The 25299-nt window shown below is 42.9% G+C and carries 26 protein-coding genes; 17 read left to right on the forward strand and 9 right to left on the reverse strand.

Going from position 1 to position 25299, the window contains the following annotated elements; genetic code table 11:
* Window positions 1-40 precede the first annotated feature (40 nt).
* The 8 genes from htpG to CXF62_RS02610 all read left to right on the forward strand — a co-directional run bounded on the left by htpG (window position 41) and on the right by CXF62_RS02610 (window position 7719).
* The gene (htpG, locus tag CXF62_RS02575; RefSeq protein WP_102092785.1) at window positions 41-2002 is read left to right on the forward strand and encodes a molecular chaperone HtpG; all 1962 of its coding nucleotides are present in this window, start codon (window positions 41-43) and stop codon (window positions 2000-2002) included.
* Between the two features lie 318 nt (window positions 2003-2320).
* Window positions 2321-3802, forward strand: coding sequence for a C13 family peptidase (locus tag CXF62_RS02580; RefSeq protein ID WP_102092786.1), 1482 nt, complete (start codon window positions 2321-2323; stop codon window positions 3800-3802).
* A gap of 112 nt (window positions 3803-3914) precedes the next feature.
* On the forward strand, window positions 3915-4805 hold the full coding sequence (gene fghA, locus CXF62_RS02585) for an S-formylglutathione hydrolase (protein ID WP_102092787.1): 891 nt from the start codon (window positions 3915-3917) through the stop codon (window positions 4803-4805).
* A gap of 229 nt (window positions 4806-5034) precedes the next feature.
* On the forward strand, window positions 5035-5316 hold the full coding sequence (locus tag CXF62_RS14895; RefSeq protein WP_371547594.1) for a TIGR03643 family protein: 282 nt from the start codon (window positions 5035-5037) through the stop codon (window positions 5314-5316).
* Between the two features lie 114 nt (window positions 5317-5430).
* Window positions 5431-6120 carry a ribulose-phosphate 3-epimerase gene (gene rpe / locus CXF62_RS02595; RefSeq protein WP_057761380.1) on the forward strand — a complete coding sequence of 230 codons (690 nt, stop codon included), beginning with the start codon at window positions 5431-5433 and terminating at the stop codon, window positions 6118-6120.
* Window positions 6121-6331: 211 nt separating this feature from the next.
* A complete protein-coding gene (locus CXF62_RS02600) occupies window positions 6332-6730 on the forward strand; it encodes a hypothetical protein (RefSeq protein WP_102092789.1) in 399 nt (132 codons plus the stop codon).
* A gap of 144 nt (window positions 6731-6874) precedes the next feature.
* On the forward strand, window positions 6875-7186 hold the full coding sequence (locus tag CXF62_RS02605) for a hypothetical protein (RefSeq protein ID WP_057761376.1): 312 nt from the start codon (window positions 6875-6877) through the stop codon (window positions 7184-7186).
* 221 nt (window positions 7187-7407) lie between these two features.
* Window positions 7408-7719, forward strand: coding sequence for a hypothetical protein (locus tag CXF62_RS02610; RefSeq protein WP_101205798.1), 312 nt, complete (start codon window positions 7408-7410; stop codon window positions 7717-7719).
* A gap of 111 nt (window positions 7720-7830) precedes the next feature.
* On the opposite strand, the gene rpmG is transcribed toward CXF62_RS02610, so the two are convergent.
* Together rpmG and rpmB are read right to left on the reverse strand one after the other, a co-directional pair.
* Window positions 7831-7986 carry a 50S ribosomal protein L33 gene (gene rpmG, locus CXF62_RS02615; RefSeq protein ID WP_010201403.1) on the reverse strand — a complete coding sequence of 52 codons (156 nt, stop codon included), beginning with the start codon at window positions 7984-7986 and terminating at the stop codon, window positions 7831-7833.
* Between the two features lie 127 nt (window positions 7987-8113).
* Complete coding sequence (gene rpmB / locus CXF62_RS02620; protein WP_057761372.1) at window positions 8114-8350, reverse strand: 50S ribosomal protein L28; 237 nt, start codon at window positions 8348-8350, stop codon at window positions 8114-8116.
* Between the two features lie 482 nt (window positions 8351-8832).
* Between rpmB and CXF62_RS02625 the strand changes: the two genes are divergently transcribed.
* Window positions 8833-11142: an Ig-like domain-containing protein gene (locus CXF62_RS02625; protein WP_102092790.1), complete on the forward strand. Its 2310-nt coding sequence runs from the start codon at window positions 8833-8835 to the stop codon at window positions 11140-11142.
* 196 nt (window positions 11143-11338) lie between these two features.
* Complete coding sequence (gene purU / locus CXF62_RS02630) at window positions 11339-12268, forward strand: formyltetrahydrofolate deformylase (protein WP_102092791.1); 930 nt, start codon at window positions 11339-11341, stop codon at window positions 12266-12268.
* An 84-nt stretch (window positions 12269-12352) separates the two neighbouring features.
* Here purU and CXF62_RS02635 read toward each other — a convergent pair whose 3' ends face one another.
* Window positions 12353-13144, reverse strand: a complete 792-nt coding sequence (locus CXF62_RS02635; RefSeq protein WP_185156584.1) for a cytochrome C assembly family protein — start codon at window positions 13142-13144, stop codon at window positions 12353-12355.
* A gap of 425 nt (window positions 13145-13569) precedes the next feature.
* Between CXF62_RS02635 and ffh the strand changes: the two genes are divergently transcribed.
* From ffh to CXF62_RS02670, 7 genes are all read left to right on the forward strand, one after another.
* Window positions 13570-15117, forward strand: a complete 1548-nt coding sequence (ffh, locus tag CXF62_RS02640) for a signal recognition particle protein (RefSeq protein WP_102092792.1) — start codon at window positions 13570-13572, stop codon at window positions 15115-15117.
* Window positions 15118-15385: 268 nt separating this feature from the next.
* Window positions 15386-16087, forward strand: a complete 702-nt coding sequence (gene tsaB, locus CXF62_RS02645; RefSeq protein ID WP_102092793.1) for a tRNA (adenosine(37)-N6)-threonylcarbamoyltransferase complex dimerization subunit type 1 TsaB — start codon at window positions 15386-15388, stop codon at window positions 16085-16087.
* A gap of 142 nt (window positions 16088-16229) precedes the next feature.
* Complete coding sequence (locus CXF62_RS02650) at window positions 16230-17072, forward strand: undecaprenyl-diphosphate phosphatase (protein ID WP_102092794.1); 843 nt, start codon at window positions 16230-16232, stop codon at window positions 17070-17072.
* 82 nt (window positions 17073-17154) lie between these two features.
* Window positions 17155-18054: a class I SAM-dependent methyltransferase gene (locus tag CXF62_RS02655; RefSeq protein WP_102092795.1), complete on the forward strand. Its 900-nt coding sequence runs from the start codon at window positions 17155-17157 to the stop codon at window positions 18052-18054.
* Window positions 18055-18145: 91 nt separating this feature from the next.
* Window positions 18146-18388: a hypothetical protein gene (locus CXF62_RS02660; protein ID WP_102092796.1), complete on the forward strand. Its 243-nt coding sequence runs from the start codon at window positions 18146-18148 to the stop codon at window positions 18386-18388.
* Between the two features lie 130 nt (window positions 18389-18518).
* A complete protein-coding gene (gene ubiA, locus CXF62_RS02665; protein WP_102092797.1) occupies window positions 18519-19436 on the forward strand; it encodes a 4-hydroxybenzoate octaprenyltransferase in 918 nt (305 codons plus the stop codon).
* Window positions 19429-20106 (forward strand): DUF4112 domain-containing protein, encoded by a 678-nt coding sequence (locus tag CXF62_RS02670; protein WP_102092798.1) that lies wholly within the window; start codon window positions 19429-19431, stop codon window positions 20104-20106. The genes ubiA and CXF62_RS02670 overlap by 8 nt, the downstream gene beginning before the upstream one ends.
* 143 nt (window positions 20107-20249) lie before the next feature.
* Here the strand turns inward: CXF62_RS02670 and CXF62_RS02675 are convergent, their stop codons facing one another.
* From CXF62_RS02675 to ispZ, 6 genes are all read right to left on the reverse strand, one after another.
* A complete protein-coding gene (locus CXF62_RS02675) occupies window positions 20250-20888 on the reverse strand; it encodes a hypothetical protein (protein WP_102092799.1) in 639 nt (212 codons plus the stop codon).
* Window positions 20889-20970: 82 nt separating this feature from the next.
* The gene (locus tag CXF62_RS02680; protein ID WP_102092800.1) at window positions 20971-21405 is read right to left on the reverse strand and encodes a secondary thiamine-phosphate synthase enzyme YjbQ; all 435 of its coding nucleotides are present in this window, start codon (window positions 21403-21405) and stop codon (window positions 20971-20973) included.
* Window positions 21406-21506: 101 nt separating this feature from the next.
* Complete coding sequence (gene mnmC / locus CXF62_RS02685; protein WP_102092801.1) at window positions 21507-23576, reverse strand: FAD-dependent 5-carboxymethylaminomethyl-2-thiouridine(34) oxidoreductase MnmC1; 2070 nt, start codon at window positions 23574-23576, stop codon at window positions 21507-21509.
* 124 nt (window positions 23577-23700) lie between these two features.
* The gene (locus tag CXF62_RS02690) at window positions 23701-24090 is read right to left on the reverse strand and encodes an SH3 domain-containing protein (RefSeq protein ID WP_102092802.1); all 390 of its coding nucleotides are present in this window, start codon (window positions 24088-24090) and stop codon (window positions 23701-23703) included.
* Between the two features lie 56 nt (window positions 24091-24146).
* Window positions 24147-24473, reverse strand: coding sequence for a YciI family protein (locus CXF62_RS02695; RefSeq protein ID WP_102092803.1), 327 nt, complete (start codon window positions 24471-24473; stop codon window positions 24147-24149).
* Between the two features lie 104 nt (window positions 24474-24577).
* Window positions 24578-25129 carry a septation protein IspZ gene (gene ispZ / locus CXF62_RS02700; RefSeq protein WP_101205812.1) on the reverse strand — a complete coding sequence of 184 codons (552 nt, stop codon included), beginning with the start codon at window positions 25127-25129 and terminating at the stop codon, window positions 24578-24580.
* Window positions 25130-25299: the final 170 nt, after the last annotated feature.

Below are 25299 nucleotides of genomic sequence, written 5' to 3' on the forward strand. Positions count from 1 at the left end.
ATCTGATAATAGGTCTTTCATAGAATTTAAAGGAGTTTTTATGAGTGAAGCAACTCAAGCTGAAGGTCTGAATCCAGAATTAAAAAAACATACGTTTGAAGCGGAAGTGGCGCAGTTACTGCATTTGGTAACGCATTCACTATATTCTAACGCTGATATTTTTGTCCGCGAGTTGGTATCTAATGCGTCGGATGCTTGTGATAAGTTGCGTTTTGAAGGCACAAATGACGATAGCCTTTATGAAGATGATGGCGAATTAAAAATCCGCATCGCTGTTGATGAAGCTGCCAAAACTATTACCTTTACCGACAATGGTATTGGTATGAACGAAGCCGATGCCATCGAAAACTTAGGTACGATTGCTAAATCAGGCACCAAAGCATTTTTGGACAAATTGTCTGAATCACAGAAACAAGACGGTCAATTGATTGGTCAATTCGGTGTTGGTTTTTACTCAGGTTTTATCGTGGCTGATACCATCAGTGTTGAATCACGCAAAGCGGGCGAGACTGCGGATAAAGGCGTGCGCTGGGTATCAGATGGTACTGGCAGCTTTACTGTTGAACCTATTACCAAAGACACGCGCGGTACGGCGATTACTTTGCACTTAAAAGAAGAATATAGCGAGGGTGAAGATAACTACTTGGACCGCAGTAAAATCAAGCGCTTGGTCAATAAATACTCTGACCATATCAGCTTGCCGATTCAGATGCGTAAAGAGATCTGGCAAGAAGACGTAAAAGAAGACGAGAATGACGACACGCCTACTGGTGGCCAGATGGTACTCACTGATGACTGGGAAACAATCAATAAAGCCAGTGCACTATGGACTCGCTCTAGCTCTGAAATTGAAGATGATGAGTATGTCGATTTTTATAAGAATATCTCTTATGACATGGATGCGCCGCTTACTTGGACGCATAACCGTGTAGAGGGTCGCGTACAGTATACGCAGCTATTATATATCCCTAAAAAAGCGCCAGTCGATCTATACACTCGTGAGCAGCAGCATGGTCTAAAGCTGTATGTGAAGCGCGTCTTTATTATGGACGAAGCTGAGCAATTGCTACCGATGTATTTGCGTTTTGTGAAAGGTGTGATTGATTCAGCAGACTTGCCATTAAACGTGAGCCGTGAGCTACTACAAGAGTCACGTGATGTAAAATCTATCCGTGATGGTAACGCTCGCCGTATCTTAACCTTACTCGCAAGCCTTGCTAATAGCGAAGACAGTGACAAGCAAGAGAAGTTTGCCCAGTTCTATGCAGAGTTCGGTGATGTCATCAAAGAAGGTTTAGGCGAAGACGCAGGCAATCAAGAACGTATTGCCAAGTTATTGCGTTATGCCACCAGCACCCAAGACGGTTTGGTAACAAGCTTCGAAGATTATAAAGGCCGTATGAAAGATGGCCAAAAAGCCATCTATTACCTCACCGCTGATAATCTAGCCGCTGCAAAAAACAGCCCGCAACTTGAGTTATTCAAGAAAAAAGGTATCGAAGTTATCTTGATGACCAGCCGTGTTGATGAATGGGCAATGAACTTCTTGACCTCATTCGATGAGACACCGCTGCAAAACATCGCCAAAGGCGCAGTAGACCTAGGCGACTTGCAAGATGAAGCAGAAAAAGCGGAAGCAGAGAAAGCACAAGAAACGCTAAAGCCAGTAGTTGATAAACTAAAAGCTGCATTGGGCGAGCGTGCTAAAGACGTCAAAGTATCGACGCGTTTAGTCGATAGTCCAGCTTGCTTGGTTGTAGGTGAAGGTGAGCTATCACCACAAATGATTCAGATGCTACAGCAAATGGGTCAGGACGTACCAGCAAGTAAGCCAACGCTAGAAGTAAACCCTGATCATCCACTCATCAAGAAGCTTGAGAGCAGTGAGCAGTTTGATGATCTGGCGCAAGTCATTTTTGATCAGGCATTATTAGCAGATGGTGGTCAGCTAGACGATCCAGCCGCTTACCTAAAACGCGTCAACGAGCTATTGATGAGATAATGTTCAGTAATGAGTAAAAAAAGGAGGCTTTATATAAGAGGCCTCCTTTTTTATTTGAATTTTTAGCCGAATTTGAGTGAATTTTACAAATCAGCCTTATCCTCTTAACCGACAATCCGTTACAATCGCGATAGATTAGCGAGCTAAAATATTAGGCAGTGCTAGTCATCTTCTATAATCACTCCATCGTGAATTCAATATAAATCGATGTCTGCATGCTGTACAAAAAATCGTCAATTGATTGCACCGCGCGGCTGTTACATTAAGATAATTATCATTGAGTCATTTTTTTTCTCGACTGGCTAGAGGTCTAAGTCTTTGTCACTTACGTCGTTAAAAACCGTCTCGCTTCAGCGTTTTTCGCTCAATTTCGCTGCCAATATTATTGCAACCTTGTGGATGCTAGTGGGCTCAACACGGGCTTTTTCTTGGGTTAAACCTACTTTTGTACAGTTTGCCGTATTTGCACTATTGGCGCTTGGTAGTAATGTCTTATTTTCATGGTTAGCTGCTGAAAGTGGCAGTATATTCAATGAGCAAGGATTGGTCAGTTATTTGATCTGGCCGATGATTATTTTGCTTGGTGGTATCATTTTGGCTCGGCGAGCGAGCAACCAAGCATTGGTATTTGTACCAGTAGTACTATGGTTGGTTGCTGATACATTGTCGGCCCTATTACAGAGCTTGGTGCAGTTTTTTGGTAGCTATGGTTGGTTGCCAGATTGGAGTTATTCGTTCTTACCAGTACTGTTTTTAGTATTGTTCTTATGGCAGACGCTAGCTCTATTGTGGATTTTCTCCCGTCGTCTGCGTATACCATGGTGGGAGCGAATCATTGTATTGGTTGGCGCGGTAGCGTTGCTGACCATTTGGCAGCGTAATGTCGCAGATCAGCCAATTTTTAAGCAAATACCTGTAGAGCCTGTATTAGAAGAGGCGGCACTGTATCAGCAGCCACGTCTATTACAGCAAGCATTGGATAGTATAGACCCAAGTATCGCTGGCAAAACCGACTGGTATTTTATGGGAGTCGCAGGATTCTCTGATCAAAACGTCTTTCGCTCTGAGATTAACAAGGTGCGCGAGCTGTTTGACGTGCGCTTTGGTACCAGTGGGCATTCACTATCGCTGATTAATAATACTTATAGCTGGCTCGATGAGCCAATTGCTACTAAGACCAGTATTTTGCGCGGCTTAAAGAAAATCGGTCAGCAGATGAATGCTGATGAAGATGTATTGTTCCTGACGTTGTCTTCACATGGTAACCAAGATATCGTTCAGTTGGCAAATCCGCCGCTTGCGATGGATAATTTAGATGCTACATGGTTGCGTGACGCGTTAGACGCATCTGGTATCCGCTGGCGTGTGATTGTGGTGTCTGCCTGCTACTCAGGTTCGTTTATTGACGAATTGGCATCGCCAACCACGGTAGTGATTACTGCGTCAGCCGCTGACAAAGCATCGTTTGGCTGCACCAACACAGCTGAGATGACCTATTTTGGTCAAGCGTTTTTTGCTGAAAGTCTACGAGGGAATACCAGTTTTGAGTCGGCTTTTAAGGATGCCAGTATACGGGTCAATGAGCGTGAGAGCGCCATGGGCTTTGAGCCATCAGAGCCGCAAATGGTCATTGGTAGCTTAATGGAGACGGCATTGCCTGCGTTTGAGCAAGTATTGTTTGATAAGGCGCGGCCATCCGTTGCTAGTATTACAAATAATGCTACTTCTACAACGGTTAGTATTCTACCTGACAGTGCTGCTAATCAGTCGGTAGACGAAGTAGAGATAGCCGCTGAATAAATACAAAGTATAATTTGGCATTTAATAAATTCTAATATTAGATTTACTATTAGATGATGAGCATTTATTAAACATCACCATTGGTTCTATTTTGAATAAAAGGATATCACTCATGCAAAATTCCTATAGTCATAGTTTATCTAACAATAAACAGCTTACCCAAAAAAGCGTGAATCGCTGTTTCAACGGTGAGCAGCATTATTATAGTCACGAGTCGACGTCTACCAAAACCTCTATGACGTTTAGTATTTATCTACCTGACGAAGCTCTGGCTGGACGACGTTGTCCTGCGATATTGTACCTATCAGGTTTGACATGTAATGCCGATAATGTCACTCATAAAGCGCATTTTCAGCAAAAATGCAGCGAGCTTGGTATGATACTTATCGCACCTGATACTTCGCCCAGAAGTAGTGAAGACAGCGATGTACCAAATGATGAGCGCTATTTTGTCGGTCAAGGTGCAAGCTATTATGTTGACGCGACCCAAGCGCCTTGGTCAGACAACTTCAATATGCAAAGCTACATCGTTGATGAGCTATATGACTTACTACGTTCAGAGTTTCCCATCCACAGTATCGGTGTCACAGGACATTCAATGGGTGGTCATGGCGCACTGTTGCTAGGGTTTAAGTTCCCAAGTAAGTTTGTCAGCGTATCGGCTTTATCGCCAGTATGTGCGGCTAGTGAGTCTGCATGGGGGCAAGCCGCTTATACAGAGTACTTCGGCGATGATAAGGCTCTATGGACGCAAGCGGACGCCTCACAAATGATTGAAAAGGTCGGTCAGCAGTATTCGAGCATTTTGGTTGATCAAGGCGCGGCTGACAATTTCTTAGCAGAAGGTCAGCTACAGACTTCTAAACTACAAGACGCTTGTGCAAAAGCCAAACAGCCCTTAACATTACGCTACCAAGCGGGACATGACCACAGTTATTATTTTATCCAAACGGTGATTAATGATCATATCGAACATCATTGGCACATGGCTCAAATGAGCTAAGTTGTCATTCAGATGATCGTGATACATTTTTCGCTATCCCATTCATGCTCAAAAGGTGATTTTTATGGCAAGTTATCAAGATTTGACAGTTTCTAATTCAAAGAATAAGTCAGCAGATACGAGCTCTACAAAAGTGACTATGCAAGCTGATATGGATGCTGCTCTACAAAAAAAACAACGTAACATTGATTATAATGATGAAGTGTCTCAAGCTAAGTCAGACGAGCTGATTGCAAAAACCGTCAACGACGCTGGCGATAGAGTACTTGATGATGTGCAAATATCTCGCGTGATAGAGATGGCATGGGAAGATAGAACGCCATTTGGGGCTATAGAGCATAGCTATGGTCTCGATGAGACTGGGGTTATCAAACTCATGCGCCAAGAGTTAAAGCCGTCATCTTTTCGCTTATGGCGTCAGAGAGTGAGCAATCGCGCTACCAAGCATGAGGCAAAGCGCTCTTTCGAAGTTGGCCGTGCTTATTGCAAAACTCAATATAAGCAGCGTTAAATAATTAAGTATTTAACATCAGTACATAAAGGGCTTGCAGTATAGGTGAGCCGCTTGAAATTTCCTTTGTAATTTATCAATATCTTATATAAACATGAATTAGGTAGCTCAATTATGAACAGTCCTGCTAAACCTTATCTTATTGCACCGTCGATACTCTCAGCTGATTTCGCGCGGTTGGGCGAAGAAGTGGAGAAGGTACTAGAGTCGGGTGCCGATGTGATTCATTTTGATGTAATGGACAACCATTACGTACCCAATTTGACGTTTGGTAGCATGATTTGTAAGGCGTTGCGCGACTATGGTGTTGAAGCGCCAATTGATGTGCATCTTATGGTTTCACCTGTCGATAGTATGATTGAGCAGTTCTTGGAAGCGGGTGCTAGTATCATTACCTTTCATCCTGAAGCCAGCGCTCATATCGATCGCTCACTTCAACTGATTAAAGATGGCGGTGCGGAGTGTGGCTTGGTATTAAACCCAGCGACCCCGCTGCATTATCTTGATTATGTCATGGATAAAGTAGATCAGATTTTATTAATGAGTGTGAACCCAGGCTATGGTGGACAGTCGTTTATCGATAGTACTTTAGATAAAGTCCGTCAGGTACGTCAGCGTATTATTACTAGTGGCCGAGATATTCGATTGGAAGTTGATGGCGGTATCAAAGCCAGTAATATACGTGCGATTGCTGAAGCGGGCGCTGATATGTTTGTCGCGGGTTCTGCGATTTTTAATCAAGAAGATTATAAAGCGGCTATCGATGAGATGCGCGCAGAGTTGTTATTAGCCAACAACAGCTAGCGAGTGTTGTATGGTTAATAAACGCTATTAGCCATACAATAACAATATTAGAATGTGCTGTATAACTTATGACTATATAGTTAATCCGATATAAAAGAGCGACAGCGTTAACTTCGCTTGAAGTATCACAATTACATCTGCACTCAGTTGCCTTGTATCTCTTCTAAATTGAGTCAGCTATATATAACGGTCAGTCGCGTAAAGGTGAAATATGGACACAAATAATTCTAGCAGTTCAACAGAACCTTCTGTGCAAGCAAGTTCTCATGAGACGTTGAATCAGCAGGCTAAGCAATCACTTGCAAGTGAAACACCGCAGCGCAGCTTGGTGCCTAGAGGTATTACCGTTGGCTTAGCGATGTTTGCACTTGTACTTAGTTTGGCAGGTTATGGCTTTCGCCTGATGGTGGGTGATGATGTCGAAACCGTGCTGCGTCATGCAGCGGTCATTGTGCCTGCATTTATGTTAGGTATTCCGCTGTTCTTTTGGGTAGGTTCTCGCATACTTAATAAAGTTAAAGGCCTGCATATCGAGAGTTGGAATGCGATTAGTTTGGGTTATTTGACCTCTTGTATATCAATGCTATGGCTGATGGGCACTTACAGTTAAGTTGTTTCGCTGTAAATATAATGCTTTTTCGCGCCTGTATCGTTTATTCATGCTTATATTGTTTATTCGCGCTTACATAACGTCGTAATATTTTATATTTTTTAATCATTAAGCCATGTTCTACAAGCATGACTGGAATTTTATATGAGAATCGTACCAGCCAGTATTGCTAAAATTATCTATCCTAAAGACTTACCAAATGGCTTATTTACCAGCTTAATTATCGCTTGTTTATTAATGGGATTGGCGTCATTACGTCACGGAACCGATTTACAAGGTTGGCTAAATGTCATTGAGAATTGGCTACTTATGCTGCTGATATTGCCTACTGCGACGGCCACCGTTGCACTGCCGTTTAAGTATCGTGATCCTAGCCTTGAGCTAAAGCTGGTTTATTACCTTGGAATGTTTGTGGCCTTCTTATTTACATTAGGAAAGTTGCGTTATTGGCACTAATATATACAAATGACATGGCATGTAAGTTTGCTTTTATAGCGAAGACTTATGTGATAGCCCTTGAATTCCAATGTTAATGCGTCCATTGTATGAGTAAGACAGATTTACCCGCGTTACTGTAAGACGATAGATTTGCCGGATGAGTTTATTTTTAGAAAATAACTGCTTTGCAATGACTAGTTTCTCTACCAGTACTAAACGGGATAATAAGGAACACATTAATGCCATACGATATCGATAATGATATAGAAGTAGATAACGAGAGTAGCGATCAATTTGCAGGATTTGCCAAAGAAACCACGTTAGAGTTGGTGGAAGCAGATGATGGTAGGTTGTTATTGCGTGATGCTGAACAAGACGAAGCGCCGCTGATGACTATTGATTTTTCTGACAAGCTAAAAGAGCTACTTGGTAGCGATACTCAAGCCATTGGTCAACACATGATTCATGCTGCGATTCAGGTCATTATGCAAAAGCAAATGAGTAAGTGGCATGCGCATGTATATGATAAAGAACCAACGCACTACAGTTGATCTTTAGTGTATTAGCGAGCTGAAGATAGCTAGATATACAAGCATAAAAAAAGGGTTTATCAATTGATAAGCCCTTTTTTTGTTCAAATAGTACCATTTATAAAATGGAGATTATTTGATTTTAGCTTCTTTGAAGATCACATGCTGGCGTACTTTTGGATCAAACTTTTTGATTTCCATTTTGCCAGGCATAGTGCGCTTGTTTTTAGTAGTGGTGTAGTAATACCCAGTACCAGCTGTTGATACTAATTTAATTTTATCTCTCATGATAGCTTTCCTGTAAATGAGGGGTCTTCAAACGATAGGTACGTGTCTCAAAGAGCAAGTTGCCACAGCTAATGTAGCAAAACGGCAGCTAAATAATGAGAGTCATCACTCAGCTGCTATTTTAAACTTAAACTTTTTGACCTTGTGCGCGTAGATCCGCTAACACTTTATCGATACCAAGTTTGTCAATGATGCGCATACCTTTGGTAGACACACGTAGACGTACAAAGCGGTTTTCAGACTCTACCCAAAAACGATGGTTGTGAAGGTTTGGTAGAAAGCGACGACGGGTTTTGTTGTTTGCATGCGAAACATTATTACCCACCATAGGGCGCTTTCCAGTCACTTGGCAAACTCGAGACATGGCGAACTCCTAATCTATGAGGTATGAGTTTTTCTCATACCAGTCTGGGCAAGTTGCACGTTTTTGCGGCATGGACACAGCAAGCGGCAGCTTTGCACCAAACAAAACTATATGAAGGTTGAGCTGGTTTTGCTGCTATCTAAAGGCAAATAACAGGCTGACCAATTCAGAAAATTTTAAAGCCGACATTTATACCATAAAACAGATGAATACTCAAATATTTTTACAATAACTGTCGAATTAAAGGAGGGCTATTATACCCTGAAATGAGCGCGCTATGTTGTTGATTGTTTAATAGTAAAGATTAATTTTTAGTTGTAAGTTATAACAAAAGTCAGTAAAGTTGCTGTTATATATTCAATACATTCTGTTAATACACTAGCATCACTGTAAATCTATGTATCATTACCAATATTTTTTAGTTTTGGTAATGGTTTTTGCTTATTTGCTTGAATAAATTACTACTCATGCGGAGTCAAAACATGTCATATCCCTCGCTACCTACCTCTAAATTGTTTCAACTGACAGCGCTAACCTTATCATTGGCCTTAGCGGGTTGTGGTGGTGGGGGCACAGATACGGTTGCGCCAGAGCCTGATACTGGCGTGCAACTACCTGGTACGGATAATGGTGGCGGTACAGAAGTTCCAGTGGGTGCTTTAAATATTAGTAGTAGTCAATTGGTAGATGCAGACAATAACCCAATAAATGCTATTGGTCTAGAAGGGGCTTACTACGAAGTTTTAGTAACTGACGATAATAGTGAGCCTGTTATTGGTGCTAGAGTGAGCTTTTCAATCGATGCCGAAGGCATTGCTTTGTCACAAACAACATCAGGATCTACTCTAACGAACAGTGATGGCGAAGCTCGTATATTTTTAAAGCCTAATGCTCCTGATGTTTCGGGCGCTTATATTATTACTGCGAATGCGAGTAATGGTAATAATACCGCGATTGATAACCTGACTTTTTCAGTGCAGGCGACTAATGTGAGTTTGAGTGCATTGCAAGTTACCGACTCACAACTAAATGCAGGTGGACAGACAGCTGTATCTTTAAAAACCACTGATACGAGTGGTAACGGCATTAGTGGTGTACTGGTCAACTTAAATGCTCCTTGCGGTCAGCTACCTGAGCAAGTTACCTCCGATGAAAATGGCATGGTTGATTTTGTGTACAAAGCCATTAACGTCGATAATACTTTGTGCAGTGGTGCTGTGCGAATATCAGCCAGTACTGGTGGCGTTACTCAATCGGCTAGCGTTTCTATACAGGCTCCTGAAGCGACTTCCATTGTCTATACAGCTAATGATCTAACGCTAGGTATTCAAAATAGTGGCTCCTCAGCAACAGGCGCAGTTGAGTTTACTGTATTTTCAAATAGAACGCCGCTTGCCAACGCCGAGGTAACTTTGTCCTTGGAAAAATCTCCGTTAGGGCTAACTTTTGGTGTACTTGGTAATACATCTAATATACCTGCTACTACTGATAGTAATGGTGTTGTATCAGTTAATATTTATCCAGGTACAACGCCTGGGCCCGTAGAAATAAAAGCTACTTTGGATAGTGATCCTCGCATCAATGCCCTATCAAAAAATATTTCTATTGCAAGCTCAAGGGTGACTCAGACAGGTCTTAGCCTATCATGGGAAAAGAATGTTTTGGATTGGTCTTTAGATGGCGATACTAGTAATATTACAGCGCGTATGGTCGATCGTAATGGCAATGCAGTACCTGATGGTACGGTCATTAATTTTACAGCTGAAGGTGGCAAGGTAACTTCAAGCTGTCCAACTAGCAATGGTGTATGTTCGGTCACTTTCTCAACGCAAAATCCACGTCCAGGTGATGGGCGTGTGAGCATTCTAGCGGTAGCGGAAGGTGAAAAAGATTATATTGATTTGAATCAAAATAACGCTTGGGACAAAGATACCGATATTTTAGTTCATAATATCGGTGATACTTTCCGTGATGACAATGAAAACGGCACTTATCAACTTGGTGAGTTTACTTATCCGTTAACGACGAGTGCTAGTGAGTCATGCGATAATAACCTTGATCGATATATTAATCTTAAGTTTCCATCATTATCTGATTTGAAAAGAATGCAGTATAAGGCAAATTATATTGGTGAGTTTGTCTCGCCAAATAAAGTTAATACCTGTAATAACGATTTGGATGCTGTAGTGCGTTATCAGGGTATTACTTTGCTTTCTGATAAGGATGCTAGATTCACGATAATCGCCCCCCAACTCAATGCGCAAACGCAAGAAGTCTATGCTAATAACAGTCTGATTTCGATAAGAATGAATAGTGATGGTTTTTATGATCTAAACCCTATGCCTTCTGGTACTACAATTAGTGCTACGGCTACTGACAATACTGATTCTGATTCGATTAATATTGATGTGAGTCCATCTGGTCGAGCTAATACTTATGATCTTGTGTTCAGCGGCGTAGAGTCTGGACGCATTTTAAAATTTACTCTTGATGAAACCACATACACAGCCACAGAAAATGATAATGGCACATATGTTTTTGAAGATTTAGAAAGAGATACTCCACCAACAGCTGATGATATTCAGGTAGAGAGCGAAGATGGTTCTTGTTCGGCTGAGATACGCTCTGGCGTAGAAAAAGTACCTGCTAATGTCGCTACTGGTAGTCCTGGAGACAATTTGGGCACTATTACTACATTTAAGTTGAAAGACTGTTCAGCTGGTGATGAGTTTACAGTAATAGCGACTACTCCAAGAGGTAACGTCACGAAACTTACTTATCCAATTCGCTGAGGCGTATTTCAAATAAAAAACCCCCAACCCTACGTTGGGGGTTTTTGCATTGTATTTTCAAATAACTAAATCATCCTAAACAACCAAAAACAACCAACTCGCTCAGCAAAACATCGCAAAAAAGATTAAAATAACCGGTTTACTACGCTGTCAGTCAATTCAGCGAACAGTCATCATTTTTTATATTGGGCGTATTATGTCAGAAAATACCAAAACGGCTTCATCATCAAATACAACAAACACAGCCTCGCAGAGCAAACAGATCCCTAGCTTTACTGATACAGCGACGCTACTCATCAAATGCAAAGATCAGGCCGGCATCGTGCAAGCAGTCTCTGAATTTATCCATCGTTACGGCGCGAATATCATCACGTTAGATCAGTACTCAACTGCTCATGAAGGTGGTCAGTACTTTATGCGTTTGGAGTTTGCGTTGGCAGGCTTGAGCGATATCATCGATAATTTTGAAGCCAGCTTTGCGCATACTGTGGCTAAGCGCCATAACATGGATTGGCGTCTGCATAACAATGCGACCAAGACCAAAGTGGGTATTTTGGTCTCAAAGTTTGATCATGCATTGTTAGATTTATTATGGCGACATCAGCGTGGCTTGCTGGATTGCGAGATTACTTGTGTGGTTAGTAACCATCCTGACTTACAGCAATCGGTCGAAAATTTTGGTATAACCTTCCATCATGTTCCCGTGAGCAAAGACAATAAGGCTGAGGCAGAAGAGCAAATTCATAAGTTAATGGCAGGTAACGACTTGCTAGTATTGGCGCGCTATATGCAGATTTTGTCATCAGATTTTGTCAAACGCTGGCCGATGCAAATTATCAATATCCATCATTCATTCTTACCGGCGTTTGTGGGTGCAGATCCTTATCGTCAAGCTTATGATAAAGGCGTTAAGCTTATCGGTGCAACTGCGCACTATGTCACAGCTGAGCTTGATCAAGGGCCTATCATCGAGCAAGACGTACACCGTGTGACGCATCGCCAAGGAGTGACCGAGCTGCGTGCTATCGGCCGTGATATCGAACGCAACGTATTAGCACGTGCCGTAAACTGGCATGTGCAAAACCGTGTGATTGTGGCGGGTAATAAGACAGTCGTATTTAACTAAGAAAAATGAGTAGTGAGTCTGCTAAAAATATAAAAAGGCGGTCAGTAACTAGTGTTGCTGACCGCCTTTTTTTGAACATATATTTTATAAGAGCATTTCTAAGACGAACTTGCTACCAATAAAGCCAATGGCTAATAGGATAAAGGCATAAATAGTGATATTGGCCGCACGTTTGCCTCGCCAGCCTGCACGCCAGTTACCGAATAGTAGCACACCAAATAATAACCATGACAGTAGACTGAAAACAGTCTTATGCACGATATGTTGCGCCATTAAGTCTTGCACATAGATAAACCCAATCCCCAGTGCGATACTGAGCAATACAAAGCCTACCAAGAGCATATCGAATAATAAACTCTCCATACTTTGTAAGGAGGGTAGTTTATTGACCCAAAATCGATGAATGGTATGATGCTTGAGCTCACGTATTTGTAGCCGTAGAAATAGCGCTTGTACCGCCGCCATCAACAGCACACAATAGGCAGCCAATGATAATATGATATGAATTTCAAGCCCGATACTGACATCAGTCAATGGTTGATAAGGGGCACGGCCGATATAACCGACAGTCATACCTATTAACGCAGTGGGCGCAGCCAAAATACCAAGGCTAAGAATAGGGCGATATAAACAGAACAATAGATAAAAGAATAAGAAAAATAAACTGGTCAGACTGATGATATTAAATAAGTTGAAATTTAAACCATACAGCGTCACAACGTATGGATATAGCAGTGCCGCATGTGCCGCCATGCCGACCAGCAATAAGCCCAAACTGAGGCTTTTATGAATAGGTTTGTCCTGAACCAGCGCCCAACCAATATGGATGCTGACTAAGATATAAGCCATGCTAGCAAGTAAGAATGCAAGGTGCACAGATAAAAAGCCTCATCTTATACTGAGCATAAACTGCCGCTCAATGTGTCGCTAAAGTGGTATTATCAGAATGATTAGAATAATCGTCCAATTTATCATAAAATGGGTGCCAATTGAGCACCATCTTGCTTATAACTTATAAATGATCGGTGGTGCTGCATAGCGCCAAACATAAAATATGTCATCTTTAAAAAGTTGACTACAATTATAAGCGCTGTGTCCTTTGCGAAACGACTATAAGTTTTGAGCCATGTTAATGCTATAGTATTGATAATATAATTCTTTTATCATGTCCCTTGTCATGCAATATTCTAATATCTTATAGCGTATCCTAATATTATTTATGAACCATTTTAATGGTTTGATTTAGAGTTATTTTCATTGCGTATTATTTAATTGAAAACCATTTTAATTGAGAGTTATTTATGTTTGATACCTTAACAGAACGTTTATCGTCGAGCCTACGTAACATTGTCGGTACCGGACAGTTGACCGAAGACAATATCAAAGACACGCTACGTGAAGTGCGTATGGCGTTGTTAGAAGCTGATGTGGCGTTGCCTGTCACTCGTGATTTTGTAAAACGCGTCAAAGAACAAGCGCTTGGTGCTGAGGTGCTAAAAGAGTTAGCGCCAGGTCAAGCTTTTGTCAAAATTGTACACGACGAGCTGACCGAAATGATGGGCAGTGCCAATCAGCAGTTAGAGATGACAGGTAAACCGCCTGTTGTCTATTTGCTAGCAGGTTTGCAAGGTGCAGGTAAAACGACTACAGCTGGTAAGTTGGCCAAATATCTACAAGAGCGTCAAAAGAAAAAAGTCATGCTAGTCTCTGCCGACGTTTATCGTCCAGCGGCTATCAAGCAGCTTGAGCAAGTAGCCGGTCAAGTGAATGCTAAGTTTGTGAACTCAAGTACAGATGAGAATCCAATTGATATCGCAAAGCGTGCGATTGAAGAAGCCAAAATCCAATATCAAGATATCCTGATCATTGATACCGCTGGTCGTCTACATATCGACGATACCATGATGGATGAGATTAAGGCGCTAACTGCTGCGGTTAACCCATCTGAGACGCTATTTGTCGTCGATGCCATGACTGGTCAAGATGCCGCCAATACCGCAAAAGCTTTTAATGATGCGTTGCCATTAACAGGTGTTATCTTAACCAAAACTGACGGTGATGCTCGCGGTGGTGCGGCGCTTTCTGTACGCGCTATCACCGGTAAGCCAATTAAGTTCTTGGGCCGCGGTGAAAAACTAGACGAGCTAGAGCTGTTCCACCCTGAGCGTATCGCGCAGCGTATCCTTGGTATGGGTGACGTACTTAGTCTGGTCGAAGAAGTTGAGCAGAAAATTGACCGTGATAAAGCCGAAAAAATGGCGAAAAAGATGCAAAAGGGCGGTGACTTCGACCTTGAGGATCTATTGACCCAGTTCCAGCAAATGAAGAGCATGGGCGGCATGGCAGGTTTCTTGGATAAGATGCCTGGTATGGGCGGCTCAGATATGCAAAAAGCCGTCGAAGACGCCAAACCAGAAGAAAAAGTACGTGAAATGGAAGCATTAATCAATTCGATGACGCCATTTGAGCGCAAAAACCCTGACAAGATTAACCCAAGTCGTAAGCGCCGTATCGCTGCAGGTTCAGGACGTGAGATTCAAGACGTTAACCGCTTGCTCAAGCAACACAAGCAAATGGCAAAAATGATGAAAATGATTTCAAAGCCTGAAGGCATTAGTAAAATGATGAAGTCTATGCAAGGATTAATGGGCGGCGGCGGTGGAGCAGGTGGCGGCGGTCCATTGTTTGGCGGTGGCGGTCAGCAAGGTGGTACTAAAGACGTGAATCCAGAACAAATGGCCAAGCAAATGGGACTGGATCCAAATAACATGCCAAGCACTGAAGAGATGCAAAAGCAAATGCAAGAAATGCAAAACCAAGCACCAAAGAAGTTTAAAACACGCTTCTAAGCCATCGTGATGCATACTGAAAGTATTTTATATATGCCCTAAAGCTACCTAAGCTTTAGGGTTTTTTATGGTTAGCTATGAATAAGTACAGATGAATAAAGTGTGGAAAAGCGTAGAAATTGATAAAATTCATTTAGCCTAAATGCTATGATAGGCGCTGTTTCATTCTGTCTAAATTTTGATAGTACATAAATGATGAATAGCTATTAAAAATTATTAAAATCTGACAAACCCATTTAGAACGCCAAAAGTAAAAGCCGAGGTTGTGATGTTTTTAGCAATGGATACCGTGTTCGATCAGTGTTCGATCGCGATTTTAGATTCGAGCGGACAGGTACTGTCGAACCATACCGAAACAGGCAAGCGTCAGCAAACTCAGCAGATCTTACCGATGATTGATGCTGCACTATCTGAGGTGCAGTTACGTCTTGCTGATATACAAGCCTTGATATTCAATCGAGGGCCGGGTGCGTTTAGTGGTATTCGCATCAATACGGCAGTGGTACAGGCTCTGTCTGTAGCGCATGACTTACCTTGTGTTGGCGTCTCAAGCCTGCAAGCAATCGCACAATGCGCGTATCAGAAACACGGGCTGACACACTTATATAGTGCCCTTGATGCTCGTATGCAGCAAGTCTACTTTGGGCAGTATGAGTTGGTAACTGACGACCAGTTAGGTCATAGCATTATGCAGCCAGTCTTGGCTGATGATAGCGATAGCACTGAGCAGCTATTAGATTATGATAGCCAAACAGAGCTCAACCTGCCTATCGCGGGTAATGGCGCGCCGTTATTGGCACGACATGATCAGCAAGACTGCCATGAAGATGTTTGGCCAGATGCGGTTGTCATTGGGCAGCTTGGTATTGCTCAGTTTGCAAATGATGGTGGTACGGAAGCATCGCAGGCATTGCCAAAATATCTACGTAATCAAGCTTGGAAAACACTTAAAGAGCAAGGCAAAGCATAGCTTTATAAATATATTTTTTGCAGCCAGCTTTTTAGTGTTTAGCAAGCACATACCCATATAAAATCAACGTTAATATAGGACAGCCAATCGGTCTGTTTTTAGGCCAGTTTTTTTAGGCCAATCTGTTTCTAGGAAAGTCACTGTGGATATAGTTTTATTTGTTCAGGCTGTCATCATGGGTATCGTTGAAGGTATCACTGAATTTTTACCCATCTCTAGTACGGGATATTTGATTCTATCAGCAGATGTGATGGGTTTCTGGACTAAAGAAAAAGTTGATTTATTTGTCGTGGTGGTACAGCTTGGCGCTATTTTAGCAGTGATTTATGACTATTGGGGTAGGTTATGGCAAGCGCTGATGGGCTTGCTGACTGGTAAAGCAGAGGGCATGACCAATCCTAGACAGCTGGGACTGAGTCTGATTGTCTCTACTATCCCTGTGATGATTGTTGGTTTTACTTTTGCCGATGAAATCAAAGCTTATTTGTTTAATCCTATCGTCGTTGCCATTATGCTCATCATCGGCGGTCTACTGATATTTTACGTGGAAAAGCGTCCTAAAACGGTCATTGCAGAAGAAGCTGAAGATGTCAGCATAAAAACTGCGTTGATGATTGGTTTGTTCCAATGTTTAGCTCTTATACCAGGGACGTCACGCTCAGGTGCCACTATTATTGGCGCGCTGTGGTTAGGTGTATCACGTAAGGCTTCTGCTGAGTTTTCTTTCTTTTTGGGTATTCCTGTCATTGTAGGCGCGGCACTGTTGGATTTACTCAAACATGGTGACGTACTGACGAGCAGTGAAGACTGGCTAGTGCTAGGTATTGGAACCATCGTATCATTTATAGTAGCGCTACTTTGTATTCGCTTACTTGTGGCATGGGTAAGTCGCCGCGACTTTACTATTTTTGCTTGGCTGCGCATCATTACAGGTGTTATCGTGCTGGTCGCTGCTTGGGGCTTTGGTTATCAAATGGCTGGCTAGATTTAGACTGTAGTTTATAATGCCAATGATTTAACACGGCAGTAATTTATAGTGAAAATAAGCAGCAAATAGGATGATGGTTATGACCGATGTGCCCCAAACGTATGACGAGACAGGTGCTGTTGTACATTGTCAGTTATTCTACGTCAATGACAGCCAGCAAGCACAGGTTGAGAGCCTACAGTCATTAATAGCTGAGCATCCATTACCAATCATTTTAGATATCGAAGTCGCTACAGAGAAACTAACTCAAAAGCGCCGTCAGCAACTGAGCCAAGCATCTACTCAGCCTATTTTATTATTAGATGATAAAGATAAGCTATCATGGCTAAGTGATGGGCTCAGTGTGGCACCTGAGTGGGACAAGTTGCAGCGCCGTGTAGTGAGTGCTGGTCGTAAGTCTGAGCTGCTATTACAAGCCGCCAAAATCACATCAGATAGTCACATTATTGATGCAACCGCTGGCTTTGGGCATGATAGTTTGATATTGGCCAGTACTGGTGCACAAGTTACTATGCTTGAGCAGCAGCCGTTGATGGCATTGCTGTTACTTGCAGAGCAACAGCGTATGAGTGCGCTACCCAATTGGCAAAAGCTCATGAGCCGTCTACAGATTATTAACACTGATGCACTCAGTTATTTTGCGAATCTAGAAGCAAGCAATGTAATAGATAATGCTACCACAATCGATGTCGTCTATTTGGATCCGATGTTCCCAGAAGATAGCTATCAAGATAGTAAGACAGGCAAAGGGGCCAAAGTCGGTAAGCATATGCAAGCACTGCATCAATTGGCTCGTCCACCAACATCAGATGAAGAGCGACAGCTGCTAAATAGCGCACAGACCGTTGTCAGACGAAATATGCAAAGCCAAGGCCGCGTGGTTGTGAAACGTCCACAATTTGCACCGCTGCTTGCTGATGAGTCTGCTAGTGAAAGCTGGCATAATGAAGCCGTACGCTTTGATGGGTATTTTGTCTGACAGCTGCTGTTTGCGGTAAAGAATGTACGAGTATAAATGTACGCAATTAATCAGCTTATGTGTTCGAAGTTAATGGATTTAGGAGCAAGTAATGTCAGCGTTAATCATTTGGGCTATGGGTGCAGTTTTACTGTTGATTAATATCATGCTGCGTACTCGCATTCTTCGGCTTGAGGCACGGTTAAAAGAGCTGAGCAATCCACAAGAGCAACTGACATTTTTGCGTCAACAAGCAGCACAAAAAGACAAAGTCCCAGCGCTGAAAGCATTACGCAAGCAATATCCTGAGCTATCACTGATCGAAGCGAATAAATTGTGGCAACAAATTCAGTAGCCAGACCATTAAACTTAGTAATTAATCCATTAAAACTCAGCAACTACCCCCTTCAAAAATTAATTTAGTTGTTCTGAGCGAAATATATAAGCGCACATAAAAAGTATCCAATTAATGATAATAAAAAGCCATGACATTTAAAGACAAGCTACAAGCCTACATCCAGCTAACCCGTTTTGATAAGCCAGTCGGCATTGAGCTGCTCTTATGGCCAACGCTTTGGGGCGTACTACTCGCTGCAATGGGTCAAGCGCAGCAGCAAGGAATGACGGCAGCGTTGCCAAGTATCAAGGTATTTGCGATATTTGCCCTTGGAGCAATATTTATGCGAGCGGCTGGTTGTGCGATTAATGACTTTGCGGATCGCAAAGTAGATGGTCATGTGACTCGCACTAAAGGACGACCATTAGCAGATGGCCGCTTATCTGGCAAAGAAGCCGTCGCTGCATTTTTAGTGCTGGTGCTGTTAAGTGCCAGTCTACTATTTTTCCTGCCTATAGCTGTATTCTACTGGTCGCTTGGTGCCGTTATATTGGCATTTATTTATCCATTTATGAAACGCTATACGCATTTGCCGCAAGTATTTTTAGCAGCTGCTTTTGGGTGGGCGATACCGATGTCTTATGTGGCGGTGCAAGGCGCTCCCGATGTTTGGTGTTGGCTGCTATTCTTAGCTTATATGTGCTGGACAGTGGCCTACGATACCCAGTACGCCATGGCTGACCGTGAGGATGATTTAAAGATTGGCGTGAAATCAACAGCGATACTATTCGGTCGTTATGATGTAATTATCATCTCAATATTACAGATGCTATTTTTGCTAATGATGGGCGTGGTTATGTGGCATTACTTTGCCCCGACTACATTAGGCGTAACGCCGGTATTTGGATTGGCGCTTGTTGCGATGATGTTTGCCAAACAAAACAGCGCTTGTGCCAGCCGTAACCCTTTGGCTTGCTTTCAGGCGTTCTTGGCCAATATTTGGGTAGGGCGCTATGTCTTTGCGCTTATCGCAGTTACTTGCATATGGACGACGCTCAATGGATAAGTTCGATAAATTGCCGAGGTTCAAATCAAAGAAACCGTCTGATACAACTGTGTCAGTTACGGACTATCAAGCTAAACTTGCCGAACATGGGCTGACTCGTGAGCAAGTTATCGCAACTGAGCGTAAACTGGCAAAATTTGCCAATACCATGGATTCGCTAGTGCGAGTGCCTTTCACCAAGCAAGGAATGGGTGCGGATGCGGCGCTTTCGACCATTCCACTAGCAGGAGATTTGGCAGGATTAGCATTGACCAGTTATGCATTTATATTGGGACGTCAGTTGGGTGTGCCCGCTCATAAAATGACGCCAGCGGTTAGATTGGCATTTATTGATATGGTCGTTGGTATCGTACCTGGCATTGGTACGCTATTAGATATTTTTATTCGTCCTAGCCGTAAGACACTGGGTATCGTGCACGAGCATCTACACCATGAGTATGGTATTACCGAAACCATGCATATGGATCGACCGTTTTTGCACCAGTCATTAGAAGACAAGCAGCAGCAAAGCCGTTTTGGGTTTTTTTGGCGCAATCCAATCGTTGCTTGGTTATATCTGCACATCCCTGATTTTCTTGGCCTGCTGGTCATTGTATTTGTCGGTTGGGGGCTGTGGACAGTGATAAGTTGGTTGGTCGGGATGTGTGGGCAATCGACTGGGTTTGGTTAAATACAATCACTCATTAGACAGCTCAGTAGAGACAAGTCAGTACAGAGCAATACACAGAAACGAAAAAGGCGGCAACGATAATAACGTTTGCCGCCTTTTTTATGATTTTAAATAGAGTATTAAAACAGAAGGCAAAGCAGGTTTTATTCAGTGATGACTTCTGCTTCAGCACTAACGGCATCAAAGCTAGTCACTTTGTTATTTCGGATAAGGTCAATAGTGCCGCCACCAGCGTGGCTTACGAGTTGGATACTGCCGTCAGCTGATTGATACGTAGGATTATTGCCTTGGCCTTCGGGTGCGCTTAAGGTCATTTTTGGCTGGTTGGGGCGGGTAATGATAGCGTTGAGCATACCAGCTGCCGACGTCTCGAAGACCACAGATAAACTCTCACCTGCTGCACTTTTATAACGGACATCAGTGATTTGTGCGCCTTTAATAGCTTGTTCTGGATTAGGTTTTTCAGCGCTATCATTTGCCGTAGACGTAGTATCACTAAGATCTTTATCTAACTCTGTTAAGCTCATATCACGTTCTGAACCAGTCTGCACTATATTTTGAGCCTCATCTGCATTGCTATCTTTAGCTTCATCAACGTTGATATTGGTCGTTACGGGCGTGGTTTGCGTTGAGGTCTCAGCTGGAGTTATATCAGTTGCTTCAGGTTCTGGATCTTTTTGACAAGCAGTAAGTAGCAACAGACTGAAGAAAATAGCAGGAGCCGTACGATAAAGCAATTTAGATTTTCGTAAGTTTAGTACTTTTGGAAGAGAAGTATTCATAATCAGCTTTATCCGTTAATAGCGCTCTACGTAAATGGGGCAATTGGCAAGGGTCAACCTGCTATTTATTTACAGTATATTATTACGTATTTACCGTAATCACCAGCTTACGTTGTCCGCCATGTTCTTGAAGGTTTCTATGCTCACATAAATAAATACCTTGCCACGTGCCCAGTCCTAACTCACCATCGACAAGCGGTATAGTCAAGCTTACTCCAAGCATCATGCTTTTGAGATGCGCTGGCAAGTCGTCTGAGCCTTCTAAGGTATGGCGATACTCTGGCTGATCTTCTGGTGCGATTTTATTGAGCCAATCCTCTGTATCTATTCTGACATCTGGATCAGCATTTTCATTGATCGCAAGACTGGCTGACGTATGCAGCAAAAACAGATGAACCAACCCTACCTTATCAGAATGAGGTAACAGCTGAGAAATAGCTTCTTCAACCTTCGGAGTAATGATATGAATGCCGCGTGCATAGGCGGGTAGAGTAAGGGTGGTTTGGTGATAGCTCATGGGGTATATCTCATTATTAGAGTCGACATCAAATTAAGATATCATAAGACAGTATGAACTATGGAAATCGTTGCTGTTATTTACACAAGAGCCATTTATTCTTAAACAAGCGGCGTCTGTAGACGTATACGATTGGGTGATAGGCGTGCGAGCATCGTCTCTGACAGTGGTGCGAATGACCCTAGCATCATATCTGCTAATGCTTCAGCACAAATAGGTGCCAATGCATAACCTTTTGCGCCCATCGCACTCATTGTCCATATCCTCCGCTGACTATTTGCCAATTGTCCAACGATAGGGTGGTAATCAGGCGTTTGGGTGCGAATGCCAGATCGTCCCTGCCATAGACTCGTATCTGCCGGAATGACAGATGCCATTTCAGGTATAGCAGTGATGAGCTTGTCTCGGCTAATATGATGTTCCTCGTCACGTATGTCAGTACTTGTGTCATTGCGGATAAAACTCGCACCAAGCAATAAATAGGGCTCGTCAGCGACCACAGTATTTAACTCGTCATCTCCACTCTGTGCTTTGAACCGCGCACAGTAACCACTATATTTAAGCGGTATTTTAGGTAGCTTTGTTAGTTGCTCCGTCGAGGGGGTAAACCAAGACAGCTGCCCACGAATTTTACGGCAATCAAAAATACGCTGATCCAATTGATGACTTTCAAAAGCCGCACAAATGACAACATTATCAGCAGTCATAGTGACAGTGTTACGGTTTCCATCAATACCTTCGATACGAACTTCCTGCTCAGTCTCGTTGATTTCATTCACTTCTAACTGCTGAAAGTGAATGAGCGGATGAGTCAGTATGGTGTTTTTTAATGCTTGTGGATTGACCAGACCAGACTGCGGTAAGTACAAGTTCTCTGATAAGTCCTGCTCTTTTAGGCTACTAGTAACCTGTGCTTGCTCATGCGATAGGGTGGTCGCCATCTCATCAGGATAGTCGGCAATTTGTTCCGTACCAATATTGGCTTTTATGAGTAAATCAAGGGCGCCAGTCAGTTCAAGTACTGATGCTGTATTAAGCTGTGTGGCTGTTCGATTAAGGTCTCGATATAGCCTGCTGCTATGGAGGTAACCGATGGTATGCAGATGCTCATCGACATGGTGAATCGGCGTCATTTTGGGCGCAAGTAATGCTCTAGGATTGCCTGACGCACCTGCCAAGGGCGCTGATTTATCTAATAAAGTAACGGTAATACCACGATTGGCAAGCGACCAAGCTGTCAGTAAACCCGAGACACCTGCACCAATGATGGCAGTGTGATTAAAGATGCTATCTGTTGTTATATGCTTCGCATCGTGGCTTTCGTTATCACAATTTTTATTATCACTAGTAACGTCAATATGGTCTGTATCGGTCATGGTGGCGGTGAGCATTTCTCGCTTTCGACCAAAACCCCTGACTTTCTTAATGTGAAAGCCATGCTCTCTTAGTCCACGCTTGACGATACCTGCACAGCTGTAAGTAGCGGCAGTCGTATGAGGGCGTGATAGACGCTGCATTTGTCCAAAGATACTGTCAGCCCACAACGTACTGTTGCAAGAAGGCGCAAAACCATCTAAAAACCAAGCATCAATACAAGACGTATGCTGGTTAGAATGGTCTAATACCAGTTTGCTTAGACTTTCTGCTGCATCACCAAGCCACATATCGACGGTTAAGTTATCATAAGAAAAACTTAAACGATGACAGCCTGCAATCAGGTGCGGATATGCAGCCAAAAGTGGCTTAATAAATGCCATTAGCTCAGGCGCGCGCTCACCCCATAAAGCAAGTATCTGCGTCAAATCCGCTAGCGGTATAGGGAACTTTTCAGTAGTAATAAAGTGCAGGCGAGCCGTTGCTAATTGCGGATTGGTGTCACGTAATTGTCGCCACAATTGCCATGTTGCTAGTAGATTAAGCCCAGTTCCGAAGCCTAGCTCAGCAATCGTAAAACATTGCTTTGGTGCAAGGTGTGCTAAACGCTCTGGTAACTGATTGTGCTCTAGAAACACGTGACGCGTTTCTGCCAAACCATCTGCATGAGAAAAATACACATCGCCAAACTCACCTGATACTGGCACCATATTGCCAGTATCATCCGTTTGCCAGTCAATCTTGGCAGGCGTGATAACGTTTAAGTGTTCAGGGTTTTTATGATTAGCGGTAGACATGAGGCACTTCTTAGAAATATCAGAAACGGTAGCTAAACGATGAGTAGTGACGGATCAATGATATCGACATTTGGTTAGACGCAGCGAAGTAGAGTAATGCAAGTCAGTGCGAGCACAGCATATGCTACCAGCGCTCACGACGGACAAATACCAACCAAGAGACAAAAATACCGACTAATAGACTAATCAAAACGGTAAACGCACCATATAGAAACAACTGTCCTTTACTTTCGTAAACCAAGACATTTACTTGAGTCTGTAAATCGTTTACTTGGCGCTGCAGTTGTGCATTACGGCTGAGCAATTCTTGATTGGCAGCTGACAATGCTTTAGTAGATGGTTGCAACTGTGCCGCCAAGGTATCATTAATATCTAGCGCTGAGTTTTTCGTTGGCAAAGCACGCGCCGCTACTGGCCCAGTCAATGGCATCATTGCTGTCGGATCGGTTGCATCAACAGCAGGTGTTATAGGCGTAGTGGGTGCAGCCTGCGCCGAAACAGCTGTCGCTAACATGAGACCAGTCAGGGCACTTTTGTAGAAGCAGGTAGGTGAAAAAGAGACTCTCTGGATCACGATGCAGCTACTTGATTGTTACTGTCAGTTGGTGCTGGCAATGCTTGCACAAATGGTTTGATATCGACATGACTATACACGCCATCACGTAAGTAAGGCTCATCGTTTGCCCAAGCTTGAGCCGCTTCGATAGAATCAAAATCCGCAATGATTAAGCTGCCTGACATATCGCTCTTGCCATGCTCGATAGGCGTTGGACCTGCGATAACAAGACGGCCTTGCTGATGCAGTGCTTTTAGGCGTTCAATATGTTCAGTACGAGTAATCAGACGTTGTGCACTGCTATTAGCCACGTCATGACCAATGATTGCAAATAAAGACATGAGACTTCCTTAGTGAATAATAAAAAAGTAATGATGAGCTTATGTGGGCTTAGTATAAACGTCATAGCGACAAAGTGATTGCTGCTATGACAAGGCAACAGAAACTATTTAGTGGCTTTGTCTGTTAGGGCAGGGTTGAGATGCTTTTTCAACACGGCAAATTGAGCCACAACAAACACCAGCATAATTGGAATCCAGCCATAGGTCTTAAAGTTGATCCATGCTTCATCTGACATTGTGAACGCTGTGATATAATGTAGTACAGCCATTAGGGCAAAAAACAATGCCCAAGCAACGGTTAGCTTTTTCCAGCCGCTAAGCGTCAGGGTAAATACCTCTTTCATAGCAAGCTGCATCAATGGCTTATTAATAGCGGCACTGACGAATAGTGTCAACGCAAAAATACCATTGATAATGGGCGATTTCCAACGCAGATAAATATCATCACGCAGCAGTAATGTGCCGCCGCAGAATAAAATCGTTAATAATAAGACAACCCATTGCTGCTTATCAAACTTACCTTTTTGACGGATAAAATGAATGGCGTAAACGATAATAGTGGCGACGAGCAAAGCCCCTGCCGCTGCTAAAATACCGTTATAACGCGCCGCGATAAAAAAGGCAATTAAGGGAATAAAGTCTAATAATGCTTTCATAGCAAAGGGTATGTCCAACAAAAACGTATGGGGTAGTTTACACGTCTACCGCACCAAAAAAAAGCAATCAACACGATAATCATGCGATATACGCGACCTACAGAGTAATACTTTTTTATTGCGACTGATGACCATGCCACTGGCCAAATATAAACACGAATACAGTAACG

Origin of the sequence: Psychrobacter sp. MES7-P7E (assembly GCF_002863645.1) — a bacterium.
Classification (GTDB): Bacteria; Pseudomonadota; Gammaproteobacteria; order Pseudomonadales; family Moraxellaceae; genus Psychrobacter.